Origin of the sequence: Erwinia sp. JH02 (assembly GCF_013074405.1) — a bacterium.
GTDB classification, from domain to species: Bacteria; Pseudomonadota; Gammaproteobacteria; order Enterobacterales; family Enterobacteriaceae; genus Erwinia; species Erwinia rhapontici.
In genome coordinates, this window is sequence record NZ_JABANZ010000005.1 from 245615 (window position 1) to 271903 (window position 26289).

Annotated in this window: 21 protein-coding genes; 14 read left to right on the forward strand and 7 right to left on the reverse strand. The window is 57.6% G+C overall.

What is annotated here, in order from left to right; translation table 11 throughout:
* Positions 1-133: 133 nt before the first annotated feature.
* The 10 genes from atzF (at position 134) to deoR (ending at position 14249) form a co-directional block, all read left to right on the forward strand.
* Entirely contained in the window at positions 134-1933 is a 1800-nt protein-coding gene (gene atzF / locus HHI26_RS13715; RefSeq protein WP_133842380.1) for an allophanate hydrolase, read from the forward strand.
* Positions 1926-5543 carry an urea carboxylase gene (gene uca / locus HHI26_RS13720; protein WP_171149239.1) on the forward strand — a complete coding sequence of 1206 codons (3618 nt, stop codon included), beginning with the start codon at positions 1926-1928 and terminating at the stop codon, positions 5541-5543. The genes atzF and uca overlap by 8 nt, the downstream gene beginning before the upstream one ends.
* Positions 5544-5545: 2 nt before the next feature.
* Positions 5546-6247: a GntR family transcriptional regulator gene (locus HHI26_RS13725; protein ID WP_159336862.1), complete on the forward strand. Its 702-nt coding sequence runs from the start codon at positions 5546-5548 to the stop codon at positions 6245-6247.
* 27 nt (positions 6248-6274) lie between these two features.
* Complete coding sequence (gene urtA, locus HHI26_RS13730; RefSeq protein ID WP_133842383.1) at positions 6275-7543, forward strand: urea ABC transporter substrate-binding protein; 1269 nt, start codon at positions 6275-6277, stop codon at positions 7541-7543.
* Positions 7544-7844: 301 nt separating this feature from the next.
* A complete protein-coding gene (gene urtB / locus HHI26_RS13735) occupies positions 7845-9401 on the forward strand; it encodes an urea ABC transporter permease subunit UrtB (protein ID WP_171149332.1) in 1557 nt (518 codons plus the stop codon).
* Entirely contained in the window at positions 9401-10477 is a 1077-nt protein-coding gene (gene urtC / locus HHI26_RS13740) for an urea ABC transporter permease subunit UrtC (RefSeq protein ID WP_133842384.1), read from the forward strand. The genes urtB and urtC overlap by 1 nt, the downstream gene beginning before the upstream one ends.
* Positions 10470-11261: an urea ABC transporter ATP-binding protein UrtD gene (gene urtD / locus HHI26_RS13745; protein WP_167863345.1), complete on the forward strand. Its 792-nt coding sequence runs from the start codon at positions 10470-10472 to the stop codon at positions 11259-11261. The genes urtC and urtD overlap by 8 nt, the downstream gene beginning before the upstream one ends.
* Position 11262: 1 nt before the next feature.
* Positions 11263-11961: an urea ABC transporter ATP-binding subunit UrtE gene (gene urtE / locus HHI26_RS13750; RefSeq protein ID WP_171149240.1), complete on the forward strand. Its 699-nt coding sequence runs from the start codon at positions 11263-11265 to the stop codon at positions 11959-11961.
* Positions 11962-12092: 131 nt separating this feature from the next.
* Positions 12093-13370 (forward strand): PD-(D/E)XK nuclease family protein, encoded by a 1278-nt coding sequence (locus HHI26_RS13755; RefSeq protein WP_171149241.1) that lies wholly within the window; start codon positions 12093-12095, stop codon positions 13368-13370.
* A gap of 135 nt (positions 13371-13505) precedes the next feature.
* Positions 13506-14249 carry a DNA-binding transcriptional repressor DeoR gene (gene deoR / locus HHI26_RS13760; RefSeq protein ID WP_171149242.1) on the forward strand — a complete coding sequence of 248 codons (744 nt, stop codon included), beginning with the start codon at positions 13506-13508 and terminating at the stop codon, positions 14247-14249.
* A gap of 53 nt (positions 14250-14302) precedes the next feature.
* Here the strand turns inward: deoR and HHI26_RS13765 are convergent, their stop codons facing one another.
* Positions 14303-15247 carry a 2-hydroxyacid dehydrogenase gene (locus HHI26_RS13765; RefSeq protein WP_133842389.1) on the reverse strand — a complete coding sequence of 315 codons (945 nt, stop codon included), beginning with the start codon at positions 15245-15247 and terminating at the stop codon, positions 14303-14305.
* 195 nt (positions 15248-15442) lie between these two features.
* On the opposite strand from HHI26_RS13765, the gene ettA reads away from it, so the two are divergent.
* On the forward strand, positions 15443-17110 hold the full coding sequence (gene ettA, locus HHI26_RS13770; protein WP_133842390.1) for an energy-dependent translational throttle protein EttA: 1668 nt from the start codon (positions 15443-15445) through the stop codon (positions 17108-17110).
* Between the two features lie 40 nt (positions 17111-17150).
* On the opposite strand, the gene HHI26_RS13775 is transcribed toward ettA, so the two are convergent.
* Positions 17151-18047, reverse strand: a complete 897-nt coding sequence (locus HHI26_RS13775; RefSeq protein WP_133842391.1) for a LysR family transcriptional regulator — start codon at positions 18045-18047, stop codon at positions 17151-17153.
* A gap of 104 nt (positions 18048-18151) precedes the next feature.
* Between HHI26_RS13775 and HHI26_RS13780 the strand changes: the two genes are divergently transcribed.
* Entirely contained in the window at positions 18152-19153 is a 1002-nt protein-coding gene (locus tag HHI26_RS13780) for a zinc-binding alcohol dehydrogenase family protein (RefSeq protein ID WP_159336858.1), read from the forward strand.
* A 60-nt stretch (positions 19154-19213) separates the two neighbouring features.
* Here HHI26_RS13780 and nadR read toward each other — a convergent pair whose 3' ends face one another.
* Genes nadR through serB form a run of 3 tightly spaced genes read right to left on the reverse strand, consistent with a single transcriptional unit; the run spans position 19214 to position 22822 of the window.
* On the reverse strand, positions 19214-20440 hold the full coding sequence (nadR, locus tag HHI26_RS13785) for a multifunctional transcriptional regulator/nicotinamide-nucleotide adenylyltransferase/ribosylnicotinamide kinase NadR (protein WP_133842393.1): 1227 nt from the start codon (positions 20438-20440) through the stop codon (positions 19214-19216).
* Positions 20441-20452: 12 nt separating this feature from the next.
* Entirely contained in the window at positions 20453-21835 is a 1383-nt protein-coding gene (gene radA, locus HHI26_RS13790) for a DNA repair protein RadA (protein WP_133842394.1), read from the reverse strand.
* Positions 21836-21844: 9 nt separating this feature from the next.
* Positions 21845-22822 carry a phosphoserine phosphatase gene (gene serB, locus HHI26_RS13795; protein ID WP_133842395.1) on the reverse strand — a complete coding sequence of 326 codons (978 nt, stop codon included), beginning with the start codon at positions 22820-22822 and terminating at the stop codon, positions 21845-21847.
* A gap of 152 nt (positions 22823-22974) precedes the next feature.
* Between serB and HHI26_RS13800 the strand changes: the two genes are divergently transcribed.
* Positions 22975-23691, forward strand: a complete 717-nt coding sequence (locus tag HHI26_RS13800) for a YtjB family periplasmic protein (RefSeq protein ID WP_133842396.1) — start codon at positions 22975-22977, stop codon at positions 23689-23691.
* Positions 23692-23806: 115 nt separating this feature from the next.
* The gene (locus HHI26_RS13805) at positions 23807-24193 is read left to right on the forward strand and encodes a DUF4354 family protein (RefSeq protein ID WP_159336856.1); all 387 of its coding nucleotides are present in this window, start codon (positions 23807-23809) and stop codon (positions 24191-24193) included.
* A gap of 91 nt (positions 24194-24284) precedes the next feature.
* Here the strand turns inward: HHI26_RS13805 and deoD are convergent, their stop codons facing one another.
* Both deoD and deoB read right to left on the reverse strand, forming a co-directional pair.
* A complete protein-coding gene (gene deoD, locus HHI26_RS13810) occupies positions 24285-25004 on the reverse strand; it encodes a purine-nucleoside phosphorylase (RefSeq protein WP_171149243.1) in 720 nt (239 codons plus the stop codon).
* A gap of 41 nt (positions 25005-25045) precedes the next feature.
* Positions 25046-26269, reverse strand: coding sequence for a phosphopentomutase (gene deoB / locus HHI26_RS13815; protein WP_167863341.1), 1224 nt, complete (start codon positions 26267-26269; stop codon positions 25046-25048).
* Between the last annotated feature and the right edge of the window lie 20 nt (positions 26270-26289).

The following is a 26289-nucleotide window of genomic DNA, read 5'->3' on the forward strand; positions in this document are numbered from 1 at the left end:
TACAAACCCTGCTCGCTGATTGTGCACCCTCTGTGCACCTCTTTACATAACATCTTTAAAATCAACAAAATAAAATCTGGCACGCTGTTTGCTCTATTGAATTCCATCTTGTATACCAGATGGAATTCAACTTATGGCTTTTACCACAGGGTTTACGTTACAGGACTGGCAGCACCATTATCAGCAGCATCCGCAGGACGTACTGTCCACGCTGGACGCCCTGCTGGCGGATCTCTCCACCGACGATAATGCGTGGCTGTATCTCGCCACGCCCGCCCAGCTGCGTGCTCAGGTGGAACCGTTACTGGCCGCCTGGCAGCAGGACCCGGCATCGCTGCCGCTGTTTGGCGTTCCCTTTGCGGTAAAAGACAATATTGACATCGCGGGCTGGCCCACCAGCGCGGCCTGCCCGGCCTTTACCTACACGGCTGAAAGCGATGCCGTCGCTGTCGCCAACCTGAAGGGCAAAGGGGCGATTGTTATTGGCAAAACCAACCTTGACCAGTACGCCACCGGGCTGGTCGGCACCCGCTCGCCGTTCGGCGCGGTCTGCAACACCTTTAATCCTGAGTATGTCAGCGGCGGCTCCAGCTCCGGTTCTGCCTCCGTCACCGCTCGCGGCCTGGTCTGCTTTGCCCTCGGCACGGATACCGCCGGTTCCGGTCGCGTGCCGGCAGGATTTAACAATATCGTCGGCCTGAAGCCGACCAAAGGCTGGCTCTCTGCCACTGGCGTTGTCCCTGCCTGTCGCCTGAACGACACCATTTCCGTGTTTGCGCTGACGGTGGAAGATGCCTTCCTCGTCGCACACTGTGCCGCAGGCTACGACAGCCTGGATGCTTACTCTCGCGCAAATCCGGGCCTCGCCCCGGCAGCGATGCCCACCTCACCACGATTTGCCATCCCTGCCAGCCCGGCGTTCTTTGGCGATACACAAGCACAGGCGGCCTGGGAAGCGGCCTGTACCGACCTGATTGCGGGAGGCGCCAGCTTACAACCCATCGACTTTACCCCGTTCTCACAGCTGGCTGAGCAGCTCTATTACGGTCCCTGGGTCGCGGAGCGTACCGTTGCCGTGGGTGACATGCTGAGCCGCCCGGAAGAGATGGACCCGGTGGTGTATGGCATCGTCGCCAGTGGCAACCACTACAGCGCCGTGGACGCTTACAAAGCGGAATATCTGCGCGCCGAACTGACGCGCCAGATCCAGCAGACCCTCAGCCAGTTCGATGCGCTGGTGGTCCCCACCTCTCCGACCATTCATACGCTGGAAGAAATGAAACAGGAACCGGTGCGTTACAATTCGCAGTTCGGCACTTACACCAACTTCACTAACCTCGCCGACCTGGCCGCCCTGGCCCTTCCGGCCCCGTTCCGCGCCGATGGCCTGCCTGCCGGGATCACTCTGATCGCCCCGGCCTGGTATGACCGAGCGCTGGCGACCTTTGGCACCCGCTGGCAACAGCAGCAAGCCCTGAGTCTTGGTGCCACCGGCAAACCTCAGCCTGTCCCCGCCTCCCTGCCCGCCTCACCGCTGCACGTGCGTGTGGCGGTGGTCGGTGCGCACCTGACCGGCATGCCGCTCAACCACCAGCTCACGCGCCGCGATGCCGTACTGGTAGAAGAGACGCAGACCGCCGCCAGCTATCGCCTGTATGCGCTGGCTAACACCGTCCCCGCCAAACCGGGGCTGGTTAGAGATGCGACGGGCGCCGCCATCATCGTCGAACTGTGGGATATCCCACTGGCACGTTTTGGCGAGTTCGTGGCGGAGATCCCCGCCCCGCTGGGGATTGGCACCCTGGAACTGGCCGACGGTCGCAGTGTGAAAGGGTTTATCTGTGAACCTGCCGCCCTGGCGCAGGCTACCGACATCACCGAATTTGGCGGCTGGCGCCGCTGGCTGACCCGCGAGGTATCTTCACATGTTTAATACCGTACTCATCGCTAACCGGGGCGAAATCGCCTGTCGCGCCATCCGTACTCTGAAACGACTGGGGATCACCAGCGTGGCGGTTTACTCCGATGCCGACAAAAACGCGCAGCATGTCAAAGATGCTGATATCGCTCTCGCCCTCGGCGGCGATAAAGCCAGCGACAGCTACCTGGTCATCGATAAGATCCTTAACGCCGCCCGCGAGAGCGGTGCGCAAGCCATCTGGCCAGGCTACGGCTTCCTGTCAGAAAGCCTGCCGTTTGCCGCCGCCTGCGAAGCGGCCGGGATCGTCTTTATCGGCCCAACGGCACACCAAATCGGTGAATTTGGCCTCAAGCACCGCGCCCGTGAACTGGCCGCTGCCGCAGGCGTGCCGATGACACCGGGCACACCCTTACTGGATTCACTGGAAGAGGCATTAAGCGCCGCAGGCCGAATCGGCTACCCGGTGATGCTGAAAAGCACCGCCGGGGGGGGCGGGATCGGCCTGACGCGCTGTGCCGACGAGACCACGCTGATCGCCGCCTGGGAGAGCGTACGCCGCCTCGGCGAACAGTTCTTCAGCGATGCCGGGGTATTCCTGGAGCGTTGTATCGACCAGGCCCGCCATGTAGAAGTACAAATCTTCGGCGATGGCCAGGGCAAGGTCGTGGCCCTCGGCGAGCGCGATTGTTCACTGCAACGCCGCAATCAGAAAGTGGTGGAAGAGACGCCGGCACCGAACCTCCCTGCCGCCACCCGCACCGCCCTGCTCGACTCGGCGGTGAAACTCGGTGAACTGGTCAACTATCGCAGCGCGGGCACCGTGGAATATATCTACGATGCCGCACGCGATGAGTTCTTCTTCCTCGAAGTGAATACCCGTTTACAGGTGGAGCATCCGGTTACCGAGTGCGTCACCGGGCTGGATCTGGTGGAGTGTATGCTGCTGGTCGCCGCCGGAGAGCAGCCGGACTGGGCGCGTATGGCACAGGCACCGCAGGGCGCCTCCATCGAAGTGCGTATTTACGCCGAAGATCCGCTGAAAAACTTCCAGCCCAGCCCAGGCGTACTGACCGAAGTCTGCTTCCCGGAAGGGGTGCGCGTCGACAGTGGGATCAGCACCGGCACCGAGGTCTCTGCATTTTACGATCCGATGATCGCCAAGCTCATCGTACAGGGCAAAAACCGTGCGGATGCGCTGGAAAAAATGCAGACGGCGCTAAATGAAACCCGTCTGCACGGCATCGCCACCAACCTCGATTACCTGCGTCAGATTGTCGCCACTGAGGCATTCCGCAGCGGCCAGGTGTGGACGCGACTGCTCGACAGCTTCACCCCGCTTTCTCCGGTGGTGGAGGTTCTCCAGCCCGGCACCTGGAGCAGCATTCAGGATTATCCGGGCCGCCTCGGCTACTGGGATATTGGCGTACCGCCGTCCGGTCCGATGGATGATTATGCCTTCCGCCTCGCTAACCGCATTGTCGGCAACGCGGAAGAAGCCGCCGGGCTGGAATTTACCCTACAAGGGCCCACCCTGCGTTTTCACAGCGATGCCCTGATCGCGCTGACTGGAGCCGCCTGCCCGGCCACACTGGATGGCGAAGAGGTGGCGTACTGGCAACCGCTGGCAGTGAAAGCCGGGCAGATCCTGACGCTGGGCCGCGCCCAACAGGGCTGCCGCACCTATCTGGCGGTACGCAACGGTTTTGACGTACCGGAATACCTTGGCAGCCGTTCCACCTTCGCTCTGGGGCAGTTTGGCGGTCACGCCGGGCGCACCCTACGCGTGGCCGATATGCTGGCGATATCGCAGCCCGCACTCGCCGCCTGTACCACTCCTGCTCCGGTCTGCGAACCCGCTGCCTTACCTGTCGCCGCGCAGCCCGTATACGCTGACGAATGGCGCATCGGCGTGCTGTACGGCCCGCACGGTGCCCCGGATTTCTTTACCCAACAGTCTATTGATGAATTTTTTGCCAGCGAGTGGCAGGTGCATTACAACTCTAACCGCCTCGGCGTACGCCTCGTAGGGCCAAAACCCGGCTGGACCCGCGCCAACGGCGGTGAAGCGGGGCTGCACCCGTCCAACGTCCATGATTGCGAATACGCCATTGGTGCCGTTAATTTCACCGGCGATTTCCCGGTAATCCTCACCCGCGATGGACCCAGCCTCGGCGGGTTCGTCTGCCCGGTGACCATCGCCAAAGCGGAACTGTGGAAAGTCGGTCAGGTGAAACCCGGCGACCGCATTCGTTTTCATCCGATCAGCTTCGAAGAAGCCCACGCGCTGGAACAGGCGCAGACGCACAGCGTGACGCGTCTCAACGCCTTGCATACCACGGAATTTACCGTGCCTTCGCTGGCCGAAACCGATCACGGTTCCGCAACGGTACTGGCCGCCATCAAAGCCACCAGCACCACGCCGACCGCTATTTATCGTCAAGCCGGGGATAACTACATCCTGCTGGAGTACGGCGACAACGTGCTGGATCTGGCGCTGCGCCTGCGCGTCCACCTGCTGATGACCGCCCTGCATGAGAGCGGCCAGCCGGGCGTGGAGGAGCTGTCACCGGGTGTGCGCTCCCTGCAAATCCGCTACGACAGCCAGATCCTCAGCCAGAAACAGCTGATGACCCTGCTGCTACAGCTGGAGAAGAATCTCGGCGATGTCACGCGCATGACCGTGCCATCGCGCATTGTCCACCTGCCGATGGCCTTTGAAGACAGCGCCACCCTCAGTGCCGTAGAACGCTATGCCGAAACCGTGCGCGCCAGCGCCCCCTGGCTGCCGAATAACGTCGATTTTATCCAGCGCATTAACGGACTCAGCAGCCGTGAAGCCGTCAGCCAGACGCTGTTTGATGCCAGCTACCTGATCCTCGGTCTGGGCGATGTCTATCTCGGCGCGCCTTGTGCAGTGCCGATCGACCCGCGCCACCGCCTGCTCAGTTCTAAATACAACCCGGCACGTACCTTCACCGCGGAAGGTACCGTCGGCATTGGCGGCATGTACATGTGCATTTACGGCATGGACTCCCCCGGTGGTTACCAACTGGTGGGGCGTACGCTGCCCATCTGGAACAAGTTCCTGAAAAACGACCAGTTCGCGGCAAACGAACCCTGGCTGCTGCACTTCTTTGACCAGGTGCGTTTCTACCCGGTAAGCGAAGCCGAGCTGGACGTGCTGCGTGATGACTTCCGTGAAGGCCGCGCCACCGTTCGCATTGAGCAGTCAGTGTTTGATTTTGCCGAACATACGCAGTTCCTCAGCGATCACGCCGCCTCTATCGCTGACTTCCGCCAGAAGCAGGCCAGCGCCTTTGATGCCGAAGTGGCGCTGTGGGCGCAGGAAGACGAAGGTGCACCGCTGACCAGCGAAGAGACGCTGCGGCCCCCCGAAGAGGATGACGGTGCGTTGCAGGTCAGCGCCGATATGAACGGCAATATCTGGAAAGTGCTGGTGCAGCCCGGTGACGAGGTGGAAGCCGGTCAGCCGCTGATTATCGTCGAGGCGATGAAAATGGAACTGGCGATCAACGCCCCACAGGCAGGACGCGTCAAACGTATCAGTTGCCAGCCAGGCCGCCCGGTCAGCCCTGGCGATGCCCTGCTATGGCTGGAATAAACATGGACAGCAAACGCAGCAAAGATCGGCCGGAAGCCCTGGCCGATCGCGTCTACCACCAGCTAAAAAATGACATCTTTGATTTTCGTCTGATGCCGGGCGACCGCTTCAGCGAAAGCGAAGTCGCGGAACGTATGGACGTCAGCCGCACCCCGGTGCGTCAGGCCCTGTTTCGTCTTGAGCGTGAGGGCTATGTCGAAGTGTGGTTTCGCAGCGGCTGGCAGGTGCGTCAGTTTGACTTCGAATATTTCGAAGAGCTGTATGACCTGCGCACCGTGCTGGAGTGCGAGGCAGTCAAACGCCTGTGTCGCCTGCCCGCAGATGACTGTGCGGCACTGCTGACGCGTCTGACCTGCTTCTGGATCGATGAGCCGCGTCTGGAAGATGGCATAGCCGTTTCGCTACACGATGAAGCCTTCCATATCGCCCTGGTCGCCGCGGCAGGCAACAGCGAAATCGCCCGCATCCACAGCGAATTAACCGAGAAAATCCGCATTATCCGCCGTCTCGACTTCACCCGCGAAGACCGGATCAGCGCGACCTATAACGAACACGCCCGCATTCTGCGTGCGGTATTGCATCAGCACAGTGAGGAGGCCCAGCGCATTCTGACCGACCATATTGCCGTCAGTCGCGCCGAAGTCAGGAAAATCACCATTCATATGCTCCAGCAGGCAAGGTTACACACCGTTTCATCCAACTAATCTTTCAATACATTTAGGGGTTTACTGATGAAGAGACGTTCACTGCTTAAGGCCTTCGCGCTTTCTGCCACCGTAGTCAGCATGGGATTGTCCTGGAGCGCTCAGGCCGCCGATACCATCAAAGTGGGCATCATGCATTCGCTGTCCGGTACGATGGCGATTTCTGAAACACCACTGAAAGATGTGGCGTTGATGACCATTGAAGAGATCAATGCTAAAGGCGGCGTGCTGGGTAAAAAGCTGGAACCGGTGGTGGTTGACCCGGCCTCCAACTGGCCGCTGTTTGCGGAAAAAGCCCGTCAGCTGCTGACTCAGGATAAAGCCGCCGTGGTATTTGGCTGCTGGACCTCGGTTTCGCGTAAATCCGTGCTGCCGGTTTTCGAGGAGCTGAACGGACTGCTGTTCTACCCGGTGCAGTATGAAGGCGAGGAGATGTCTCCGAACGTCTTCTACACGGGCGCAGCACCAAATCAGCAGGCCATTCCGGCGGTGGAATACCTGATGAGTGAAGACGGCGGCAGCGCCAAACGCTTCTTCCTGCTGGGCACCGACTATGTCTATCCGCGTACCACCAATAAGATCCTGCGCGCTTTCCTGCACTCGAAAGGGGTGAAAGACAGCGACATCGAAGAGGTCTACACGCCGTTTGGCTACAGCGATTACCAGACCATTGTTTCTAATATCAAAAAATTCTCTGCCGGGGGCAAAACGGCCGTAGTCTCAACCATCAACGGCGATTCCAACGTTCCTTTCTATAAAGAGCTGGCGAACCAGGGGCTGAAAGCCACCGACGTCCCGGTAGTGGCCTTCTCGGTCGGTGAAGAAGAGTTGCGCGGCATCGACACCAAACCGCTGGTGGGTAACCTGGCGGCGTGGAACTACTTCGAATCAGTGGATAACCCGACCAATGCTAAGTTCGTGGCAGCTTATCGCGCCTATGCCAAAGCCCACAAATTGCCGAACGCCGATACCGTGGTGACCAACGACCCGATGGAAGCCACCTATGTCGGCATCCATATGTGGGCGCAGGCGGTAGAGAAAGCCGGCACCACCGATGTGGATAAAGTGCGTGCAGCGATGGCCGGACAGACCTTTGCCGCGCCGGATGGTTTTACCCTGACGATGGACCAGACCAACCACCATCTGCACAAGCCGGTAATGATTGGCGAAATCGAAGATAACGGTCAGTTCAACGTCGTCTGGCAGACCGACAAACCGGTGCGTGCCCAGCCATGGAGCCCGTATATCGCCGGCAACGACAAGAAGCCCGATCATCCGGTGAAAACCAGCAATTAATCCCGTGTAACCCCAGGGCCAGGCATGCCTGGCCCCTACGCCGAACAATGCTGTACGGGTCGGCACGTCTGGCCCCTACGCCGAACAATGTTGTACGGGTCGGGCACGCCTGGCCCCTACGCCGAACAATGTTGTACGGGTCGGGCAGCCTGGCCCCTACGCCGAACAATGTTGTACGGGTCGGGCATGCCTGGCCCCTACGCCGAACAATGCTGTACGGGTCGGCATGCCTGGCCCCTACGCCTAACAATGTTGTAGGGGTCGGGCATGCCCGACCCGTTATTTCTCCGGAGCCATAATGATGCGATTCCTGGTGTTACTGCTGTTCAGCCTGCCGCTTCTGGCCCAGGCAGGCCCGGCCGCCGACTTTGCCGCCGCCAGCCGCAGCGATCAACTGACACTCTTACAGCAGTGGGCCGCCGCACCGAATGCCAACCGCCTGCCTTTATTGCAGGCGCTGCACAGCGAAAACGTGGTGCTGGATGAACACAAACAGCCCTTTACCCGAACCAAAGACCAACTGGTCCCGCTGGAAGGCAACGAGGCGCCCGTGGGGGCAACCAAAAAATTATTTATGAACAACCGACTGCGCGTGATGATTACCTCTGCGCTCGCCGCACACCAGTTGGTCAGTCCGATTACCCCCATTCGCCTGCACGCCGCGCGCGCCTTGCAGAATGAAGCCAATATCGACCAGCTACCGCTGCTGAAACAGCGTCTGGCCGCCGAGGAAGATGCTACCGTTCATGCGGTGCTGGCCCAGGCTGTTGCCGGATTACAGCTGGCGGATCCTAACCCGCTGGTGCGTCTGGACGCGGTAAAACGGCTGGGAGAAACCAGCGATCCGCAAACGCAGGCCAGCCTGGAACACCTGCTGCAACCCCAGAATGAAGCCGATGCCCGCGTGCGTGCGGCGGCAGCCGATAGCCTGAAACAGATTCGTTATCGCCTGCTGCCCGGCGATATTTTAGGTCAGGCTTTTACCGGCCTGTCGCTGGGCTCGGTGCTGCTGCTGGCCGCCCTTGGACTGGCGATCACCTACGGCCTGCTGGGGGTCATCAATATGGCCCACGGTGAAATGCTGATGATCGGCGCTTATGCCACCTGGATTGTGCAAAACCTGTTCCAGCGCTTCGCCCCGGAGTGGCTGGCCTTTTATCCGCTGCTGGCCCTGCCGGCCGCCTTCTTTATCACCGCCGCCATCGGCATGGCGCTGGAACGCACCATCATCCGCCATCTGTACGGCCGCCCGCTGGAAACCCTGCTTGCCACCTGGGGCATCAGCCTGATGCTGATCCAACTGGTGCGCATCCTGTTTGGCGCGCAAAACCTGGAAGTGGCGAACCCGCCGTGGCTGTCCGGTGGTTTGCAGGTGCTGCCTAATCTCGTGCTGCCGTACAACCGCCTGGCGGTGATCCTGTTTGTCATCGGCGTGCTGGTTCTCACCTGGCTGCTGCTGAATAAAACCCGCCTTGGCATGAACGTGCGTGCGGTGACACAAAACCGGGCAATGGCCGACTGCTGCGGTGTGCCTACCGGGCGCGTCGACATGCTGGCGTTTGGCCTCGGTTCCGGCATTGCCGGGCTGGGCGGCGTGGCGCTGTCGCAGCTGGGCAATGTCGGCCCGGAGCTGGGCCAGGGCTACATCATCGACTCCTTCCTGGTGGTGGTGACCGGTGGCGTTGGGCAGTTGGCAGGCACGGTGGTGGCCGCACTCGGCCTCGGCATCCTGAACAAAGTGCTGGAGCCGCAGATCGGCGCGGTGCTCGGTAAGATCCTGATCCTGGTGTTGATCGTGCTGTTTATTCAGAAACGACCGCAGGGACTGTTCGCCTTTAAAGGGAGGGTGATTGACTGATGACGCAACCCATAACGCTGACCCTGGCACGAAAAGCCCCGCGCCTGACGACCGCGCTGGGTGCGGTGGTACTGCTGCTCTTGCTGCTATTGCCGTTCCTCGCGCTGCTGCCCGCCGACCACCCGCTATTTATGTCGACTTACACCCTGACGCTGGTGGGGAAAATCCTCTGCTACGCCATTGTGGCGGTGGCGCTGGACCTGGTGTGGGGCTACGCCGGGCTGCTATCCCTCGGCCACGGACTGTTCTTCGCTCTCGGCGGCTATGCCATGGGCATGTACCTGATGCGCCAGGCCTCCGGTGAGGGGCTGCCTGCATTCATGTCCTTCCTGTCCTGGACCGAGATGCCATGGTTCTGGGCAGGCACGCAGCATTTCGCCTGGGCACTGTGCCTGATTGTGCTGGTGCCAGGCCTGCTGGCGCTGGTCTTTGGCTGGTTCGCCTTCCGTTCAAAAATCAAAGGCGTCTACTTCTCGATTATGACCCAGGCGCTGACCTATGCCGGGATGTTACTGTTCTTTCGCAATGAAACCGGCTTTGGCGGTAACAACGGCTTTACCGGATTCACCACCCTGCTTGGCTTCCCGGTGACGGCGACCGGCACACGCATTGGGTTGTTTATGGCCACGGTCCTGCTGCTGGCGGCCAGTCTGGCGGTGGGCCTGCTGCTGGCACGCAGCAAGTTTGGCCGGGTACTGACGGCAGTGCGCGATGCAGAAAACCGCCTGATGTTCTGCGGCTATGATCCCCGGGGCTTTAAGCTGTTTGTCTGGACGCTGTCTGCCGTGCTGTGCGGGCTGGCCGGGGCGCTGTATGTGCCGCAGGTGGGCATTATCAACCCTGGTGAAATGTCGCCCACTAACTCGATTGAGGCGGCTATCTGGGTCGCGCTTGGCGGGCGCGGCACGCTGATTGGCCCGCTGCTCGGTGCCGGGATCGTTAACGGCGCCAAAAGCTGGTTCACCGTTGCCTTCCCCGAATACTGGCTGTTTTTCTTAGGCCTGATGTTTATCCTCGTCACGCTGTTCCTGCCGCGCGGCGTGATTGGCCTGCTGCGCAGGAGGAAACATGACTGAGCACCTGTTTACCCAGCCCCACCGCGCCGACCGTCACCGTGAACAGACGGATCCGGTGTTACAGCTGGAGAATATCAATGTGTCGTTTGACGGTTTCAAAGCGCTGACTGACCTCTCCTTACAGATTGGCGTTGGCGAACTGCGCTGCGTGATCGGCCCGAACGGCGCGGGGAAAACCACGCTGATGGATGTGATCACTGGCAAAACCCGCCCGGATAATGGCCGGGTGATCTACGACCAGAGCATCGACCTGACCACCCTTTCCCCGGTGGAAATCGCCCGCATCGGCATTGGGCGTAAATTCCAGAAACCGACGGTGTTTGAAGCGCTGACGGTATTTGAAAATCTGGAAATTGCCTTAAAAACCGATAAATCGGTCTGGGCCAGTCTGCGCGCCAGACTGAACAGTGAACAACAGGATCGCATTACCGAGGTGTTGAAACTGCTGCGCCTTGGCAGTGAACGCCAGCGCCCGGCGGGCCTGCTTTCCCACGGGCAGAAACAGTTTCTGGAGATTGGCATGTTACTGGTGCAGGACCCGCATCTGCTGCTGCTGGATGAACCCGCCGCTGGCATGACCGACGCAGAAACCGACTATACCGCCGAACTGTTCCGCACCCTTGCCGGCAAGCATTCGCTGATGGTGGTGGAACACGATATGGGCTTTGTTGAAACCATTGCTGACCATGTGACGGTGCTGCATCAGGGCCAGGTGCTGGCCGAAGGATCGCTGCGCGATGTGCAGGCAAACGATCAGGTGATTGAAGTCTATCTGGGGCGATAATATGTTACAGGTCTCTGAACTACATCAATATTATGGCGGCAGCCATATCCTTCGCGGGTTGTCATTTGAAACCAAACCCGGCGAGATAACCTGCCTGCTGGGGCGTAACGGTGTGGGGAAAACTACGCTGCTGAAATGCCTGATGGGGCTGATCCCGGCGAAATCCGGCAACATCAACTGGCAGGGGCAAACGATCAACCAGCGCAAACCGCACCAGCGGGTGCAGGCCGGGATCGCCTATGTGCCCCAGGGTCGGGAGATCTTCCCGCGTCTGACGGTGGAAGAGAATTTGCTGATGGGACTGGCACGCTTTTCAGGCAGCCAGGCCACGCAGGTGCCGGAGGAGATCTGGCAACTCTTTCCGGTTCTGTGGCAGATGAAACAGCGGCGCGGCGGCGATCTGTCCGGTGGTCAGCAGCAACAGCTGGCGATCGGCCGGGCGCTGGCCTGTAAACCGCAACTGCTGATCCTCGATGAACCCACCGAAGGGATCCAGCCTTCGGTGATCAAAGAGATCGGGGCGGTGATCCGCCAGCTGGCCGCACGCGGGGATATGGCGATCCTGCTGGTCGAACAGTTTTACGATTTCGCCGCCGGGCTGGCCGACAATTATCTGGTGATGTCACGGGGGGAGATCGTCCAGCGTGGGCGCGGCGAAGCGATGGAAGCCGAAGGCGTCCGGGGGCTGGTAACGATTTAACATTCTCTCAGCGCGGTGACCTCCAGACGCTGTTCACCTTTCCTGTTATTTTGTAAACTCTGACAAAAAGCCATTCGATTAGCGAGTGGCTTCTCTCAGGTTTTCAATACTCAGCAACGGGATATTTACGTATGGATGCAACGACTCAAGAAGCCGTCGAAACCTTTCTGGGTGATAATAAACTCTCTGAACTCTGTGAAGTAGTAAAGATTGGCGATGATCTGCTGGATGTGATCAATCTCAGCGAAAATCAGCACTCCGACCTGCTGGCCTGGATGTTCGACCCGCGTGAAGGTCATGGCCAGGGAGACCAGATCATCCGTGACCTGCTGCTGGCCGCTAGCAACACGATCACCGCAGGCTATCCGCTTGATGGCCGCAGCACCACCTCGCGTTTCTTTACTGAATGGACACCATCGAGGATCCGCTCGGCAAGCTTTGGCAGTGTGTTCACCGCGCGTGAATTAGGGATGAACGCCTCGGAGCGTGTGGATCTTTTCGTGATCGATCCCACCCATAAATTCGTGCTGCTGATCGAGAATAAAGCCGGGACCGCCCATAGCGAGAAGCAACTCGACGGCTATCGGAAAAGCTGGCAGGAAAGCGTGGCTAAAAAGGCCCATTTGAAAGATTACAGCTGCGTGTTGATTGCGCTTGATCGCGCATTTGAGACTGATGTCGAGGATCATCCCTCAAATGGCTACTGGTTACATATGGGATATGACTGGTTAAAGCCCTCAGCGGATCGGGCCGTGTTACAGCTGGAGCGCGGCAACCTCGCAGCCCGGCTGGTCGTCAGTTATTGCACCCGGCAAAGCAACTGGGAAAGCCCCGTGGAGAAGCGTGCTATTGCACTCGCCGCCGGGTTACATGAAACGCACGCGAATGCCCTCAAGTCTTTACTGGGAAACTCGACAGGACGGCTGGAAAGAAACTGGTTTAACACTCACACAGCCCCCGAAACGCTGTTTCTGCTGCAAAACAAAGCCGTATTCTCCCTGTTGCGTCAGACTCAGGGCATGGCCTCACTAAAAGAGACGCTCGCGACAAAAATTCCCCTGCTGCACCGTGACAATATTTACACCACGCGGACCCGGATTGATGTGCGCCCCCCTGGATGGGAGAAATATACTGGCGAGGAACTCTACTGGCCGGTATTTTTCAGAATCCGTTACTCGGATCATACTCAGACGAAATACGATCTGGCGCTAGTGCTTGACGTCAACAGTGCGAATTCCGAAGCCGAAGGCGAGGAGTTACGCGAGTCTCTGCAAAAATTTGACCGTCGTTTCGATACCCATCTGAGCCGGATACGCCGCCGGGTCGTCCTGGCGGAAAAAACAGACAGGGCGGAATTGGTGCAAACACTGGAAGCATCCGTTCGTCGCCTGCTTAGCGTAACTAAATAGTGCCACGTCCCTGCCACCATCCCGAGCTTGTTTGCAGCACTATCCTATTGAAGGTAAACTGCAAAACAGGTAAAACGCAGCAGGCAATCGTTTTCGTTCACCCTCACTTCTCTTCGCGATAATGGAAAAAGACTCATGGAAACCCGGCGCGACGAGCGTATCAATAAGCTGGCCCAGGCGCTGAAACGCACCGATAAAATCCATCTGAAAGAAGCGGCTCATCTGCTTGGCGTGTCTGAGATGACCATTCGTCGCGATCTGAGTAGCGGTCCGGGCGTTGTGGTTCTGCTGGGGGGATATATCGTCAGCGATCCGATGCGTCATCAGAACCATTATTTTGTTTCCGATCAGCAGGAGCAGAATGTCGATCGCAAACGCCTGCTGGGGCAGCGTGCCGCCGCGTTGATCCAGCCGGAAGAGACGGTGTATTTCGATTGCGGCACCACGGTGCCGTGGATCATCGATGCCATCGACGAAGACCTGCCGTTTACCGCGGTTTGCTGCGCCATGAACACTTTTCTGGCCCTGAAAGAAAAAACCGCCTGCCGGGTGATCTTGTGCGGTGGCGAATTCCATCCAGACAACGCCATTTTCACACCGCTGGGCACGCAGTCAGTGATGGACAGCCTGTGCCCCGATAAAGCCTTTATTTCCGCCGCTGGCATCGATATCCGGCAGGGTGCCAGTTGCTACAACCTGAGTGAATTGCCGATGAAACATCTGGCATTACAGCGTGCGCGTTCGCGCCTGCTGGTGGCAGACAGCAGCAAATTTGGCAAAGTGCTGCCTGCTCGCATTGCCGATCTCAGTGCGTTCGACGGCCTGATCAGCGATGCCGCGCCCGGTGAAGATATCGGCATTGAGGTTATCGCCTCGTAAGTATCGGGCGCCGGATATCGTAGGGGTCGGGCATGCCCGACCCGCAACCCTCCTCACCAGCGATTCAAAATCGCCTCACCATCACGCAGACGCCGCAGGTTCTCACACACTCCCGCCACATTGCCCTCCAGTGAAATATCGGTCACGCCGCCAATGTGCGGCGTGGCGATCACATTGTGGTGGAACAGCACATCCTGCGGGTCGGGCGGTTCCTGCCAGAAGACATCCAGCCCGGCACCGGCCAACGGCCCATTCTCCAGCGCCGCCAGCAGCGCCGGTTTCTCAATCAGACCGCCGCGCCCAAGGTTAATCAGGAAGCTGCCCTGCTTCATCTTCGCCAGCGCAGGCTCATCAATAATATGATGCGTTTCCGGGTTGTCCGGTAAACTCAGCACCACAAAATCCGCCTCGCGCAGCAGGTGCGGTAAACGCTCCATGCCGCCAACCCAGTCCAGGCGATGCTGACGGGCAAAATCATCAGACGCCTGACGTTTCACGCCAATCATGCGCATATCAAACGCGGCGAGCCGCTGCGCCAGCGCTTTACCGATGCCGCCCAGCCCCACCAATCCGACGGTCTTGCCTTTCAGCCCCATGCCGACCGGTAGGCCCAGCTGACGGGTAGCCAGCATCTGCGGCACTTCGCTGGCCTTACGTGCCAGGCCGATCATCATCCAGATCCCCAGTTCCGCAACGGAATCTGCATTGCCGGATCGGTCCGATGGCACATTGGCCACGGTAATACCGCGCTGGCGAGCCGTCTCAATATCCACCCCTTCCAGCCCGGCTCCCGCCTGCTGGATCAGCTTCAGGCGATCGGCTGTCTGTAAGAGACGTTGATTGACCTTCGCCATGCCGGGGATCAGCGCATCAAAACCCGCCAGGCTCTCTGCCGCATGCCCGGCAGAAGCAACAAATTCGACATCGGGGAGTCTCTGACGGAACTGCTGGATCATCCCACCCCAGGCATTTTCTTCCGCCGCGATCAGAACTTTCATCGATATCTCCATCATTTATAAGGCAAAAAATGAGCTTAGACGGCTACGGTCATAAATCAAACAGAAATCAGGCAGATCCGTTGATATCGGGATAATCCTCTGCGTTCCGGCTGTGAATAAGGGGGGAAACCAGCTAAACTCCGCTATCTGAGTGGGCACCCTTATGCCCCTGCTAATTAAGAGGCTCAAACTAACGTGGCTCAATTCGTCTATAGCATGCATCGCGTCGGCAAAGTCGTTCCGCCGAAGCGTCATATTTTGAAAAACATCTCCCTCAGCTTCTTCCCTGGCGCCAAGATCGGCGTACTGGGTCTGAACGGGGCAGGTAAATCTACGCTGCTGCGCATCATGGCGGGCATCGATAAAGACATCGAAGGGGAAGCGCGTCCGCAGCCAGGCCTGAAAATTGGCTATCTGGAGCAGGAACCGAAGCTTAACCTGGAACACACCGTTCGTGAGTCGGTAGAAGAAGCCGTTTCCGAAGTGGTCAACGCGCTGAAAGGTCTGGACGAGGTGTACGCTAAGTACGCAGAGCCGGATGCAGACTTCGACAAACTTGCCGCGCAACAGGGCAAGTTTGAAGAAATCATCCAGGCGCACGACGGCCACAATCTGAACACCCAGCTCGAACGTGCCGCTGATGCGCTGCGTCTGCCGGACTGGGATGCGAAGATTGGCACTCTTTCCGGGGGTGAACGCCGCCGCGTTGCGCTGTGCCGTCTGCTGCTGGAAAAGCCAGACATGCTGCTGCTCGACGAACCAACGAACCACCTGGATGCGGAATCCGTAGCCTGGCTGGAACGCTTCCTGCACGACTTCGAAGGGACCGTTGTGGCGATTACGCACGACCGTTACTTCCTCGATAACGTGGCCGGTTGGATTCTGGAGCTGGACCGTGGTGAAGGGATTCCATGGGAAGGTAACTACTCTTCATGGCTGGAGCAAAAAGATGCGCGTCTGGCGCAGGAAGCCTCCTCCGAAGCGGCTCGTCGTAAATCGATTGAGAAAGAGCTGGAGTGGGTGCGTAAAGGCGCTAAAGGCCAGCAATCTAAAGGCAAGGCGCGTCTGAACCGCTTTGAAGAGCTGAACAACGCCGAATACCAGAAGCGTAACGAGACCAACGAACTGTTTATTCCACCTGGCGCACGCCTGGGCGATAAAGTGGTTGAGGTCAACAACCTGCGCAAATCTTACGGTGACCGTCTGCTGATTGACGATCTCTCCTTCTCTGTTCCGAAAGGTGCGATTGTTGGCATCATCGGTCCGAACGGCGCGGGTAAATCGACCCTGTTCCGCATGATGTCCGGTCAGGAACAGCCTGATTCCGGCAGCATCGTACTGGGCGAGACCGTGAAGCTGGCGTCAGTGGATCAGTTCCGCGACAGCATGGATGGGTCTAAAACCGTATGGGAAGAAGTGTCCGGCGGTCAGGACATCATGCGTATCGGCAACACCGAGATGCCAAGCCGTGCCTACGTTGGCCGCTTTAACTTTAAAGGGGTTGATCAGGGTAAACGCGTTGGCGAGCTGTCCGGTGGTGAGCGTGGTCGTCTGCATCTGGCTAAACTGTTACAGGTTGGCGGCAACATGCTGCTGCTGGATGAACCGACCAACGACCTGGATATTGAAACCCTGCGCGCGCTGGAAAACGCCCTGCTGGAGTTCCCGGGCTGTGCCATGGTGATCTCGCATGACCGTTGGTTCCTGGACCGTATTGCCACCCACATTCTGGATTACCAGGATGAAGGCAAGATCGAGTTCTTCGAAGGTAACTTTACTGAATACGAAGAGTACAAGAAACGTACGCTGGGTGCGGAAGCGCTTGAGCCAAAACGTATTAAGTACAAGCGTATGATCAAGTAAGCGACCGGGCTTACGGGGCGACCAAAAAAAGGTCGCCCCCCTACGTATAAAACTCCCGAAACACCGGCGACTGCATCGCAAAATCAATAAACCGCGACAGCGCAGGCGAGTTCAACTTACGGCTTGGGTACACCAGCCACAGCTCATTCCCCTCCACTTCCCACTCCGGCAGCACCTGCACCAGATCGCCCTGCGACAACACCTCATCGGTTAAAAAACGCGGCAACAGCGTAATACCCGCTTTGCCCAGCGCACACTCGCGCGCATACACCAGATTATCGGTCATATGCGTGGGCGGCAGCAGCCAGCGATAATATTCCTCATCACGTTTAAGCACCCATTCGGTCCAGGCGCGGTGCGCAATGCAGCGGTGTGCGGAGAGCTGGCCGGGATGGGTCAGCGGCGGCAACGATGCCAGATACTCTGGCGATGCCACCAGCAGGCGCTGGCAGTAGCCAATACGGCGGCCAATCAGCGACGAATCCTGAGGCCTTCCGGTGCGCAGCGCCACATCAAAGCCATCCTGCACCAAATCGCGGATTTCATCGGACACCGACACATCCAGCGTCACATCGGGATATTCCTGCTGAAAAGCCGTATTGAAACGCGCCAGCAGCGTGGCACCAATGCCGGCAGGAGAGGTAATGCGCAGCCGCCCGCTGGGATTATCGCGCAGTCGCTCAATCGCCATACCGGCGCGTTCACTGGCCTGCAGCATCTCCTGGCAGTGCACCAGATAGCGCTCGCCCGCAAAGGTCAGGTTGAGCTGGCGCGTGGTACGGTTAATCAGCCGCAACCCCAGCGCCTGCTCCAGCTGGCTGACGCGCTGGCTGACGCTGGATTTCGGTAAACCCGCACGATTCGCCGCAGCGGTAAAACTCCCGCACTCGGCCACCAGCGCAAACAGCGCCATATCCTGCAACTGTTTAAACATGATTGTTCACCTCAAACGAACACTGCGTGCATCATTGTCCATCTTATCATTCGTTTGCTGATTACCTACACTGAGAGACAATTATTCAGGTATTCAGGAGAAACACTATGACCATTAAAGCCATTGCCATCAGCCCGGAAAACCCGCAGCAGTTTATTGAAATCCAGCAACCCCAGCCAACGCCGGGTGAATACGATCTGCTGGTCGACGTCAAAGCCGCATCAGTCAACCCGGTGGATACCAAAGTCCATAAAGGCGCACAGAAAAATGGCCTGCAACAGCCACGCGTGCTCGGCTGGGATGCCAGCGGTATCGTGCTGGCCGTGGGCAGCAAGGTCAGTGGTTTTAAAGCGGGCGATGAAGTCTATTACGCAGGCGACATTACCCGGCCAGGTAGCAATGCCAGCCAGCAGTTGATTGATGCGCGGATTACCGGCCACAAGCCTCGCTCACTGGATTGGGCAGAATCTGCCGCCATCCCGCTGACTGCACTGACAGCGTGGGAAGGCCTGTTTGATCGTCTGCAACTCGAAAGTGCCACAGCAGGCAAAACGCTGCTGATTGTAGGCGGCGCAGGCGGCGTCGGTTCGCTGGCGATCCCTCTGGCCAAACTGCGCAGCAAAGTGACGGTGATCGCCACGGCATCACGCCCTGATTCAGCACAGTGGTGTCAGGATCGTGGCGCCGACCTGGTGATCGACTACCGTGATATGGCTGGAGAGCTCGCGAAGCATGATATCAAACAGGTGGACTACATTTTCTGCCTGAACGATACCGATGGTCACTGGGAAGCGATGAGCACACTGATCGCACCACAAGGGCATATCTGTACCATCGTTGAAAACGAGAAACCGTTAAACATGGATCAGCTGAAGCTGAAAAGTGCCGCGCTGCATTTTGAGTTTATGTACACACGAAGCATGTTCACCACGCCGGATATCGCCCGTCAGGGAGAGATTCTGGATGCCACTGCCGCGCTGCTGGATGACGGTAAGCTGGCAGGTTCACTGAGCAAAACCCTGCATGGGCTGAGCGTAGAAACACTGACAGAAGCCCACCAGCTAGTGCTGGACGGCCATATGCGTGGCAAAGTGGTGATGGTGTATTAAGTTTCACCGTGGCGGGCCGATCGGAAAAAAGGATCGGCCCCTGCGGCGGGGCAGCGATGTTTAAGCGCCCAGCATCTCTTTCACCAGCTCGACGCAGCGCAGGAAGCGCTCGTCGTAGTTGTCCTGCTCAACGTGAACATAGTTGATGTTATTCTCGCCAAGCATGGCGATCAGCAGTGACTGGAACTCTTTGCGATCCACCGAGCTGCCCAGGCTGCGCAGCCCATCGGCCACCCAGGGCACGTTGTTTTCCACCAGGATCACCAGATCGAAACGATACTCGTCAATCAGCGCCTGAACAAACGGATGCTCACGGCCTTCATACTTTTTACAGAATGCCTGCGTGGTCACAAAGTCAGTGTCGATAAACGCCACTTTATTGGCGTATTTGACCGCAAAGTCGATGTACTGCGCCTGGCCGAGGGCGATCTTATCGTAGTCAGAATACTGTAACGCCATCTCGTCGCCGCCCAGATGCGAGAAGACGTAATCGCGGCCAAACTCCCAGGCACTGGTGGTATTGAAGATATTCGCCAGCTTATTGACCAGTGTGGATTTCCCGCTCGATTCACCGCCGAGTATCGCCACAGTGCGCACGAAGAAGGGCTTCACTTCAGTGGGAATATATTCCCAGTAGCGGAACGGATCCTGACGAATCTGCCCGCCGCTAATGTTCATAAATGAACGTTTTGGATCGATAACAATGGTCTCAACACCGAGGTGGGTACTGAACTGCTCGGCATCCCCCTCTTCACTGGTGTAGATACAGTTCGGCACAATGCCGTGATCGTCCATAAACGACTGCACGCCGTGGCTCCAGACGTCCCAGCCGTACGGATACGGCTCCATTCCCTCTTCATTGAATGAGTGAATACGGATGTTTTTCTGGTATTTAAAGGTCTGGAGCAGCCAGCGCAGACGGTCGCTGACCGTGGGCTGCTGTGACATGGCGCTGGCTTCAAACAGCTGACGATCGCGCGGCTCATCGTAACCCATGATGATATGCAGCTCGTCCACCTGGCTACAGGCGCGCTGGATCAGATAAATATGGCCGGTATGAAGCGGATAGAATTTACCAAACACCACGCCAATGGTTTTCTCGCGACGCGGAAACTCCAGCCCGAGAAAACGGTGCAGCGCCTCCAGCTTCTGCGCGCTGGGGCTTTTGATTTTCGCATTCAGCAGCTGACTGAGGTACCCCTTGGTCATACCGCTGGCATCAGATACCTGCTGTAAGGTGCAGCCCTGCTGGCGAATGGCGGTTTTAAGGTAGTCAAACGATGACATGGACTCACTCCATTATAATTCGTCAAGTATAGACAACGCGTCAGCCAGCTTCTTCACACCGTACACTTTCATATTTTCCGGTGGCTTCTTCGGCACATTCGCTATCGGCACAATGGCGCGGCGGAAACCATGTTTAGCCGCCTCGGAAATACGCTCCTGACCACTTGGCACCGGGCGGATCTCCCCCGCAAGCCCCACTTCACCAAACACCACCAGATCGTGCGGTAACGGGCGGTCACGCAGACTGGAAACCATCGACAGCATCAGGGCCAGGTCGGCACTGGTTTCCGTGACTTTCACCCCACCCACGACGTTGACGAACACATCCTGATCGGCCATTTGCAGGCCGCCGTGGCGGTGCAATACGGCCAGCAGGATCGCCAGACGGTTCTGCTCCAGGCCCACTGCAACGCGCCGCGGATTACCCATCATCGAATGATCCACCAGCGCCTGAATCTCCACCAGCAGCGGACGTGTTCCTTCCCACAGCACCATCACTGAACTGCCGGAGGTGACTTCGTCGCCACGGCTTAGGAATATCGCCGATGGGTTGCTCACTTCACGCAGCCCCTGCTCGGTCATGGCAAACACGCCCAGCTCATTCACCGCACCAAAGCGGTTTTTATGGCTGCGCAGGGTACGGAAACGCGAGTCCGCATCACCATCCAGCAGTACCGAACAGTCAATACAGTGTTCCAGCACCTTCGGCCCTGCCAGGGAACCGTCTTTCGTCACGTGGCCCACCATCACGATGGCGACACCTTTGGTTTTGGCGAAACGGGTCAGATAGGCTGCGGTTTCACGCACCTGCGCGACACTACCGGGAGAGGACTGGATATCGGCCATATGCATCACCTGTATCGAGTCGATCACCATCAGTTTCGGCTGCTCCTGCTCGGCGATCAGGCAGATTTGCTCGATGCTGGTTTCCGACAGCATATTCAGATTTTCAGTGGGTAATCCCAGACGATGGGCGCGCATCGCCACCTGTTGCAGCGACTCTTCCCCGGTGACATACAGGGTTTTCATCCCTTCTGACAGCTTGCACAGGGTTTGCAACAGCAGGGTACTTTTCCCCGCGCCGGGGTTACCCCCGATCAGAATCGCACTGCCCGGGACCACACCACCGCCCAGCACACGGTCAAACTCTTTAAAACCGGTGGAAAACCGCGGGAGTTCGTCGAGACTGATGTCCGACAGTTTCTGCACGCGGCTTGGCCCGGCGCTACCGGCGTAACCTGTCAGGCGCTCATTGCGCGCAACAACAGGCGATGCCGCCAGACGCACCTCAGTAATCGTATTCCATGCATGGCAGGCGCTACATTGGCCCTGCCAGCGAGGATAATCTGCGCCGCACTCGTTACAGACAAAGGCGCGCTTTACCGCTTTGGCCAAATCTACCCCTTAACGCTCTTCGTGGATCAGGCTGCCGCTGAGAATACAGAAGACGCCCATCAGGTCAGCATGACGAATAATCACTTCGGTCTGCTCGTTCACTTTCGGTTTGGCATGATAGGCGATGCCCAGCGCTGAGGCTTTGATCATCGGCAGATCATTGGCGCCATCACCGACGGCCACCGTCTGCTCTGGAGCAATCTCAAACCGGGCAGCCAGCTTACGCAACGTGTCTGCCTTATATTGTGCATCAACGATGTCGCCCAGCACTTCGCCGGTCAGCTTGCCATCGCGGATTTCCAGCACGTTGGCGGCAATCGCCGACAGGTGCAGCGTATCGCGCAGGTATTCAGCAAAGTACGTGAAGCCGCCGGAAGCAATCGCTACATGCCAGCCCAGCGCCTGCAGCTTAGCAACCAGCGAAGTCAGGCCCGGCATCAACGGTAGCTGGTCACGCACGGTTTTCAGAATGTTGGCATCGGCATCTTTCAACGTGGCCACACGCTGACGCAGGCTGGCGGCGAAGTCCAGTTCACCGCGCATCGCACGCTCGGTGACTTCCGCCACCAGCTCGCCGCTGCCCGCCAGTTTGGCGATCTCGTCGATGCATTCGATTTCAATCGCCGTGGAGTCCATGTCCATCACCAGCAGACCTGGCGTTTTCAGGTGGGGAATGCGCCCTAACGGAGCAACATCCATGCCCGCATCGTGGGCCAGCTTCATCGCACGCGGTGTCAGGGAACCGGCCAGGCGTACCACCTGATAATCCTCCACCACCCAGGCACTGACGATCACCATCGCAGCGCCTAACTGGCGCTGATATTCTGTCAGTCGGGCCTTATCGAGTTGGCGCCCATACAGCAACCAGCCGGTACGGCCAGCACGGTAATCCAACGGCATCACTTCATCACCGCTCAAAGATAGAGGTAACCCCGGCCAGAGAGAGACTTCGGCAGGCAGGTCGCACCAGGTGAGGCTATTTGGCATCACAGCTCCTGTAAGGACTTAATTATCACTATTGTTGCTCAACATAGGCAGAGCATTAAAACCACGCAAGAGGCTACCCTGTAAGCCCGCCTTCTGGCAACATAAAGCTAATGACCGGAAAGCGGTTCTTTCTCCAGGATTGAAGGGTTGAGATGGCAAAAGCCAAACTGAAGTTTCGTCTTCACCGTACGGTGATCGTCCTGATTTGCCTGACACTCCTGGTCGTGCTGATGCAGGGCGCCTCGTGGTTCAGTCTGGGGCACCAGATGGCGCGTTCTGAACAGGTTGAAGAACTGGCCCATACGCTGACACGCCAGGTCGCCTGGACGCTGACGCCGCTGATGGACAATCCGGATGATAATCATCAAAAAATTATCGATTCACTCGACCAGATGACCCATGAAAGCCGCATTCTTGATGCTTCACTGTATGACAGCGAGGGAAGTTTGATCGCACACAGCGGTGAAAGCATTAACGTACGCGACCGCCTGGCACTGGATGGCCAGCGTGCCGGTAGTTACTTTAACCATCAGATTGTCCAGCCGCTGGCGAGCAAAGACGGCCCGCGCGGATTTCTGCGCGTCACGCTGGATACCCATGTACTGGTCACCGAAGCTAAGCAGGTGGATAACACCACCAATATACTGCGCTTAATGATGATCCTGGCGTTGGCCATCGGCATTATTCTCTCCCGTACTCTGCTGCGCGATCGTCGTACCCGCTGGCAGCAGTCGCCGTTCCTGCTCACCGCAAACAATCCGGTGAAAGAGGATGATGACGAGAGTGAAACAGACGCTGAAACAGTCGGTAGCCCTCCGGCTTCCGATACAGAAAATAAAGCGACGTCTTCCTTATCTAACAGCAAATAAAGCTATTCCGTTGAAATAGCTTTTCGTGTTCTGTACTCCTTTTCACCTCAGCTGCATCTTAAACACTCCCGAGCGCTTATGCGTTCTTGATGCCTGAAAACTAAGGAGTACAACGATGAAACGGAGCTTTATTATCATCACGATGACCACTGTGGGCCTGTGTTTTTCTGCTGCTGCTGTTGCCGCAGATCAATCCGGGATCGCTGTTTATTCCACTCAAAAAGAGTTGAAATCCCTGTCGTCAGATGGCCTGGATAATTACGGGAAAACGTTTAACGTTACGCTGAAAAATACCACAGCGAAAAATATCGACTTGCAGATGTTTTGCCTGAAAGGGTATTCGCGTGATGGCCGGGAATTCCCGGTTGACCGTGTTGATGAGCATCTGGCGCGCGGGAAATTAAAACCTCAGGGCAAAGTCACAGGGCCGGTGATTTTCTCTGCCGCTGACGACAGTGTGTTTGATATCAACCGGGTGAAGATTACGGACAAATGTCGTTAATGAAGGTCGGCTGTGCGCGGCATTTCGCGTGATTTTTTGAAAGGAACGCTGATAAACGGAGGCTGGCTGAATGCCAGCCTCGCGGGAGAAATTACTCTTTATCGCCCAGCAACACAGATTCCAGCGCGATTTCAATCATCTCGCTGAAGGTGGTCTGACGCTCTGCGGCGGTGGTCTGCTCATGGGTACGGATATGGTCAGATACGGTGCAGATGGTCAGCGCTTTGGCGCCAAACTCTGCGGCCACGCCGTAGATGCCTGCAGCTTCCATTTCCACACCCAGAATGCCGTACTTTTCCATCACGTCGAACATCTGTGGGTCTGGCGTATAGAACAGGTCAGCAGAGAAGATGTTGCCCACACGCGCTTTCACACCCAGCGCTTTCGCTGCATCAACCGCGTTACGGACCATGTCAAAATCAGCAATCGCTGAGAAATCGTGGTCTTTAAAACGCATGCGGTTCACTTTGGAATCGGTGCAGGCACCCATACCAATCACCACGTCACGCAGTTTCACATCGGCACGTACCGCACCGCAGGAGCCCACACGGATGATTTTTTTCACGCCGAATTCGGTGATCAGCTCTTTCGCATAGATAGAGCAAGACGGGATGCCCATGCCGTGACCCATGACGGAGATCTTACGGCCTTTGTAAGTCCCGGTGTAGCCCAGCATACCGCGCACGTTATTCACTTCCACGACGTCCTGCAGGAAGGTCTCAGCAATGTGCTTTGCACGCAGCGGATCGCCCGGCATCAGCACAACGTCAGCGAAATCACCCATCTCAGCGTTAATGTGTGGCGTAGCCATGTTTCATCCTTATCTCAAAAAATAGAGTGTTACTTCAACCTTCAGAATAACGGCTTACCGTATTCCATGGGTGAAAGACCAAAATAGTGAGCGACCGTCTGACCGATATCGGCGAAGGTATCGCGATAACCGTAATCACCCGGCTTAACGCCCGGCCCGTAAATCAGCACAGGAATATGCTCGCGGGTATGCTCGGTGCCCTGCCAGCTTGGGTCACAGCCGTGGTCAGCGGTGAGGATCAGGATATCCCCTTCTTTCACCTGTGCCATCAGCTCAGGCAAACGGCGGTCGAATAACTCCAGCCCACCGGCATAGCCAGGAATATCGCGGCGGTGTCCCCAGGTTGAGTCAAAATCAACAAAGTTAGTGAACACAATACTGTTGTCCGGCGCTGTTTTCATTTCAGCGACAGTGGCATCAAACAGCGCATCCAGGCCGGTCGCCTTCACCTTTTTGGTGATGCCGACATGCGCATAGATATCCGCAATTTTACCCACTGAAATCACTTCACCGCCCTGCTCGTCAACCAGCTTTTTAAGGACGGTTGGCGCAGGCGGCTCTACCGCCAGGTCGTGACGATTCCCGGTACGCTCGAAGTTTCCTGCTTTGTCGCCAATAAACGGACGCGCAATCACGCGGCCAATATTGTACCCCCCTTCGGTAAGCGCTTCACGGGCAATCTCACAAAGTTCGTAGAGGCGATCAAGGCCGAAGGTCTCTTCGTGGCAGGCAATCTGGAACACCGAGTCGGCAGAGGTATAGAAAATCGGCTTACCGGTTTTCATATGTTCTTCGCCCAGTTGGTCGAGGATCACCGTGCCGGAAGAGTGGCAGTTGCCGAGATAACCCGGCAAATTGGCTTTTTCCACCAACAGATCGAGCAGCTCCTGCGGGAAGCTATTTTCCAGATCGCTGAAGTACCCCCAGTCAAACAGCACAGGTACACCGGCGATTTCCCAGTGACCCGACGGCGTGTCCTTACCGGAGGAGAGCTCGCTGGCGTATGCGTAAGCGCCAATAATCTCGGCGTCTTTATCCAGCCCCAGCGGGAATTTACCGCTGGAGGCTTCCGCCGCTTTACCTAAACCCAGTGCCGTGAGGTTGGGCAGATGGAGTGGGCCTTTACGCCCTTTGTCTGCTTCACCCTTGAAGCACGCCTCAGCAATATGTCCGAGGGTATCCGAGCCTTTATCGCCAAACTTGTCGGCGTCTTTGCTGTACCCGATCCCAAAGGAATCAAGCACCATGATAAATGCACGTTTCATCCTGATCTCCTGCGCGATAG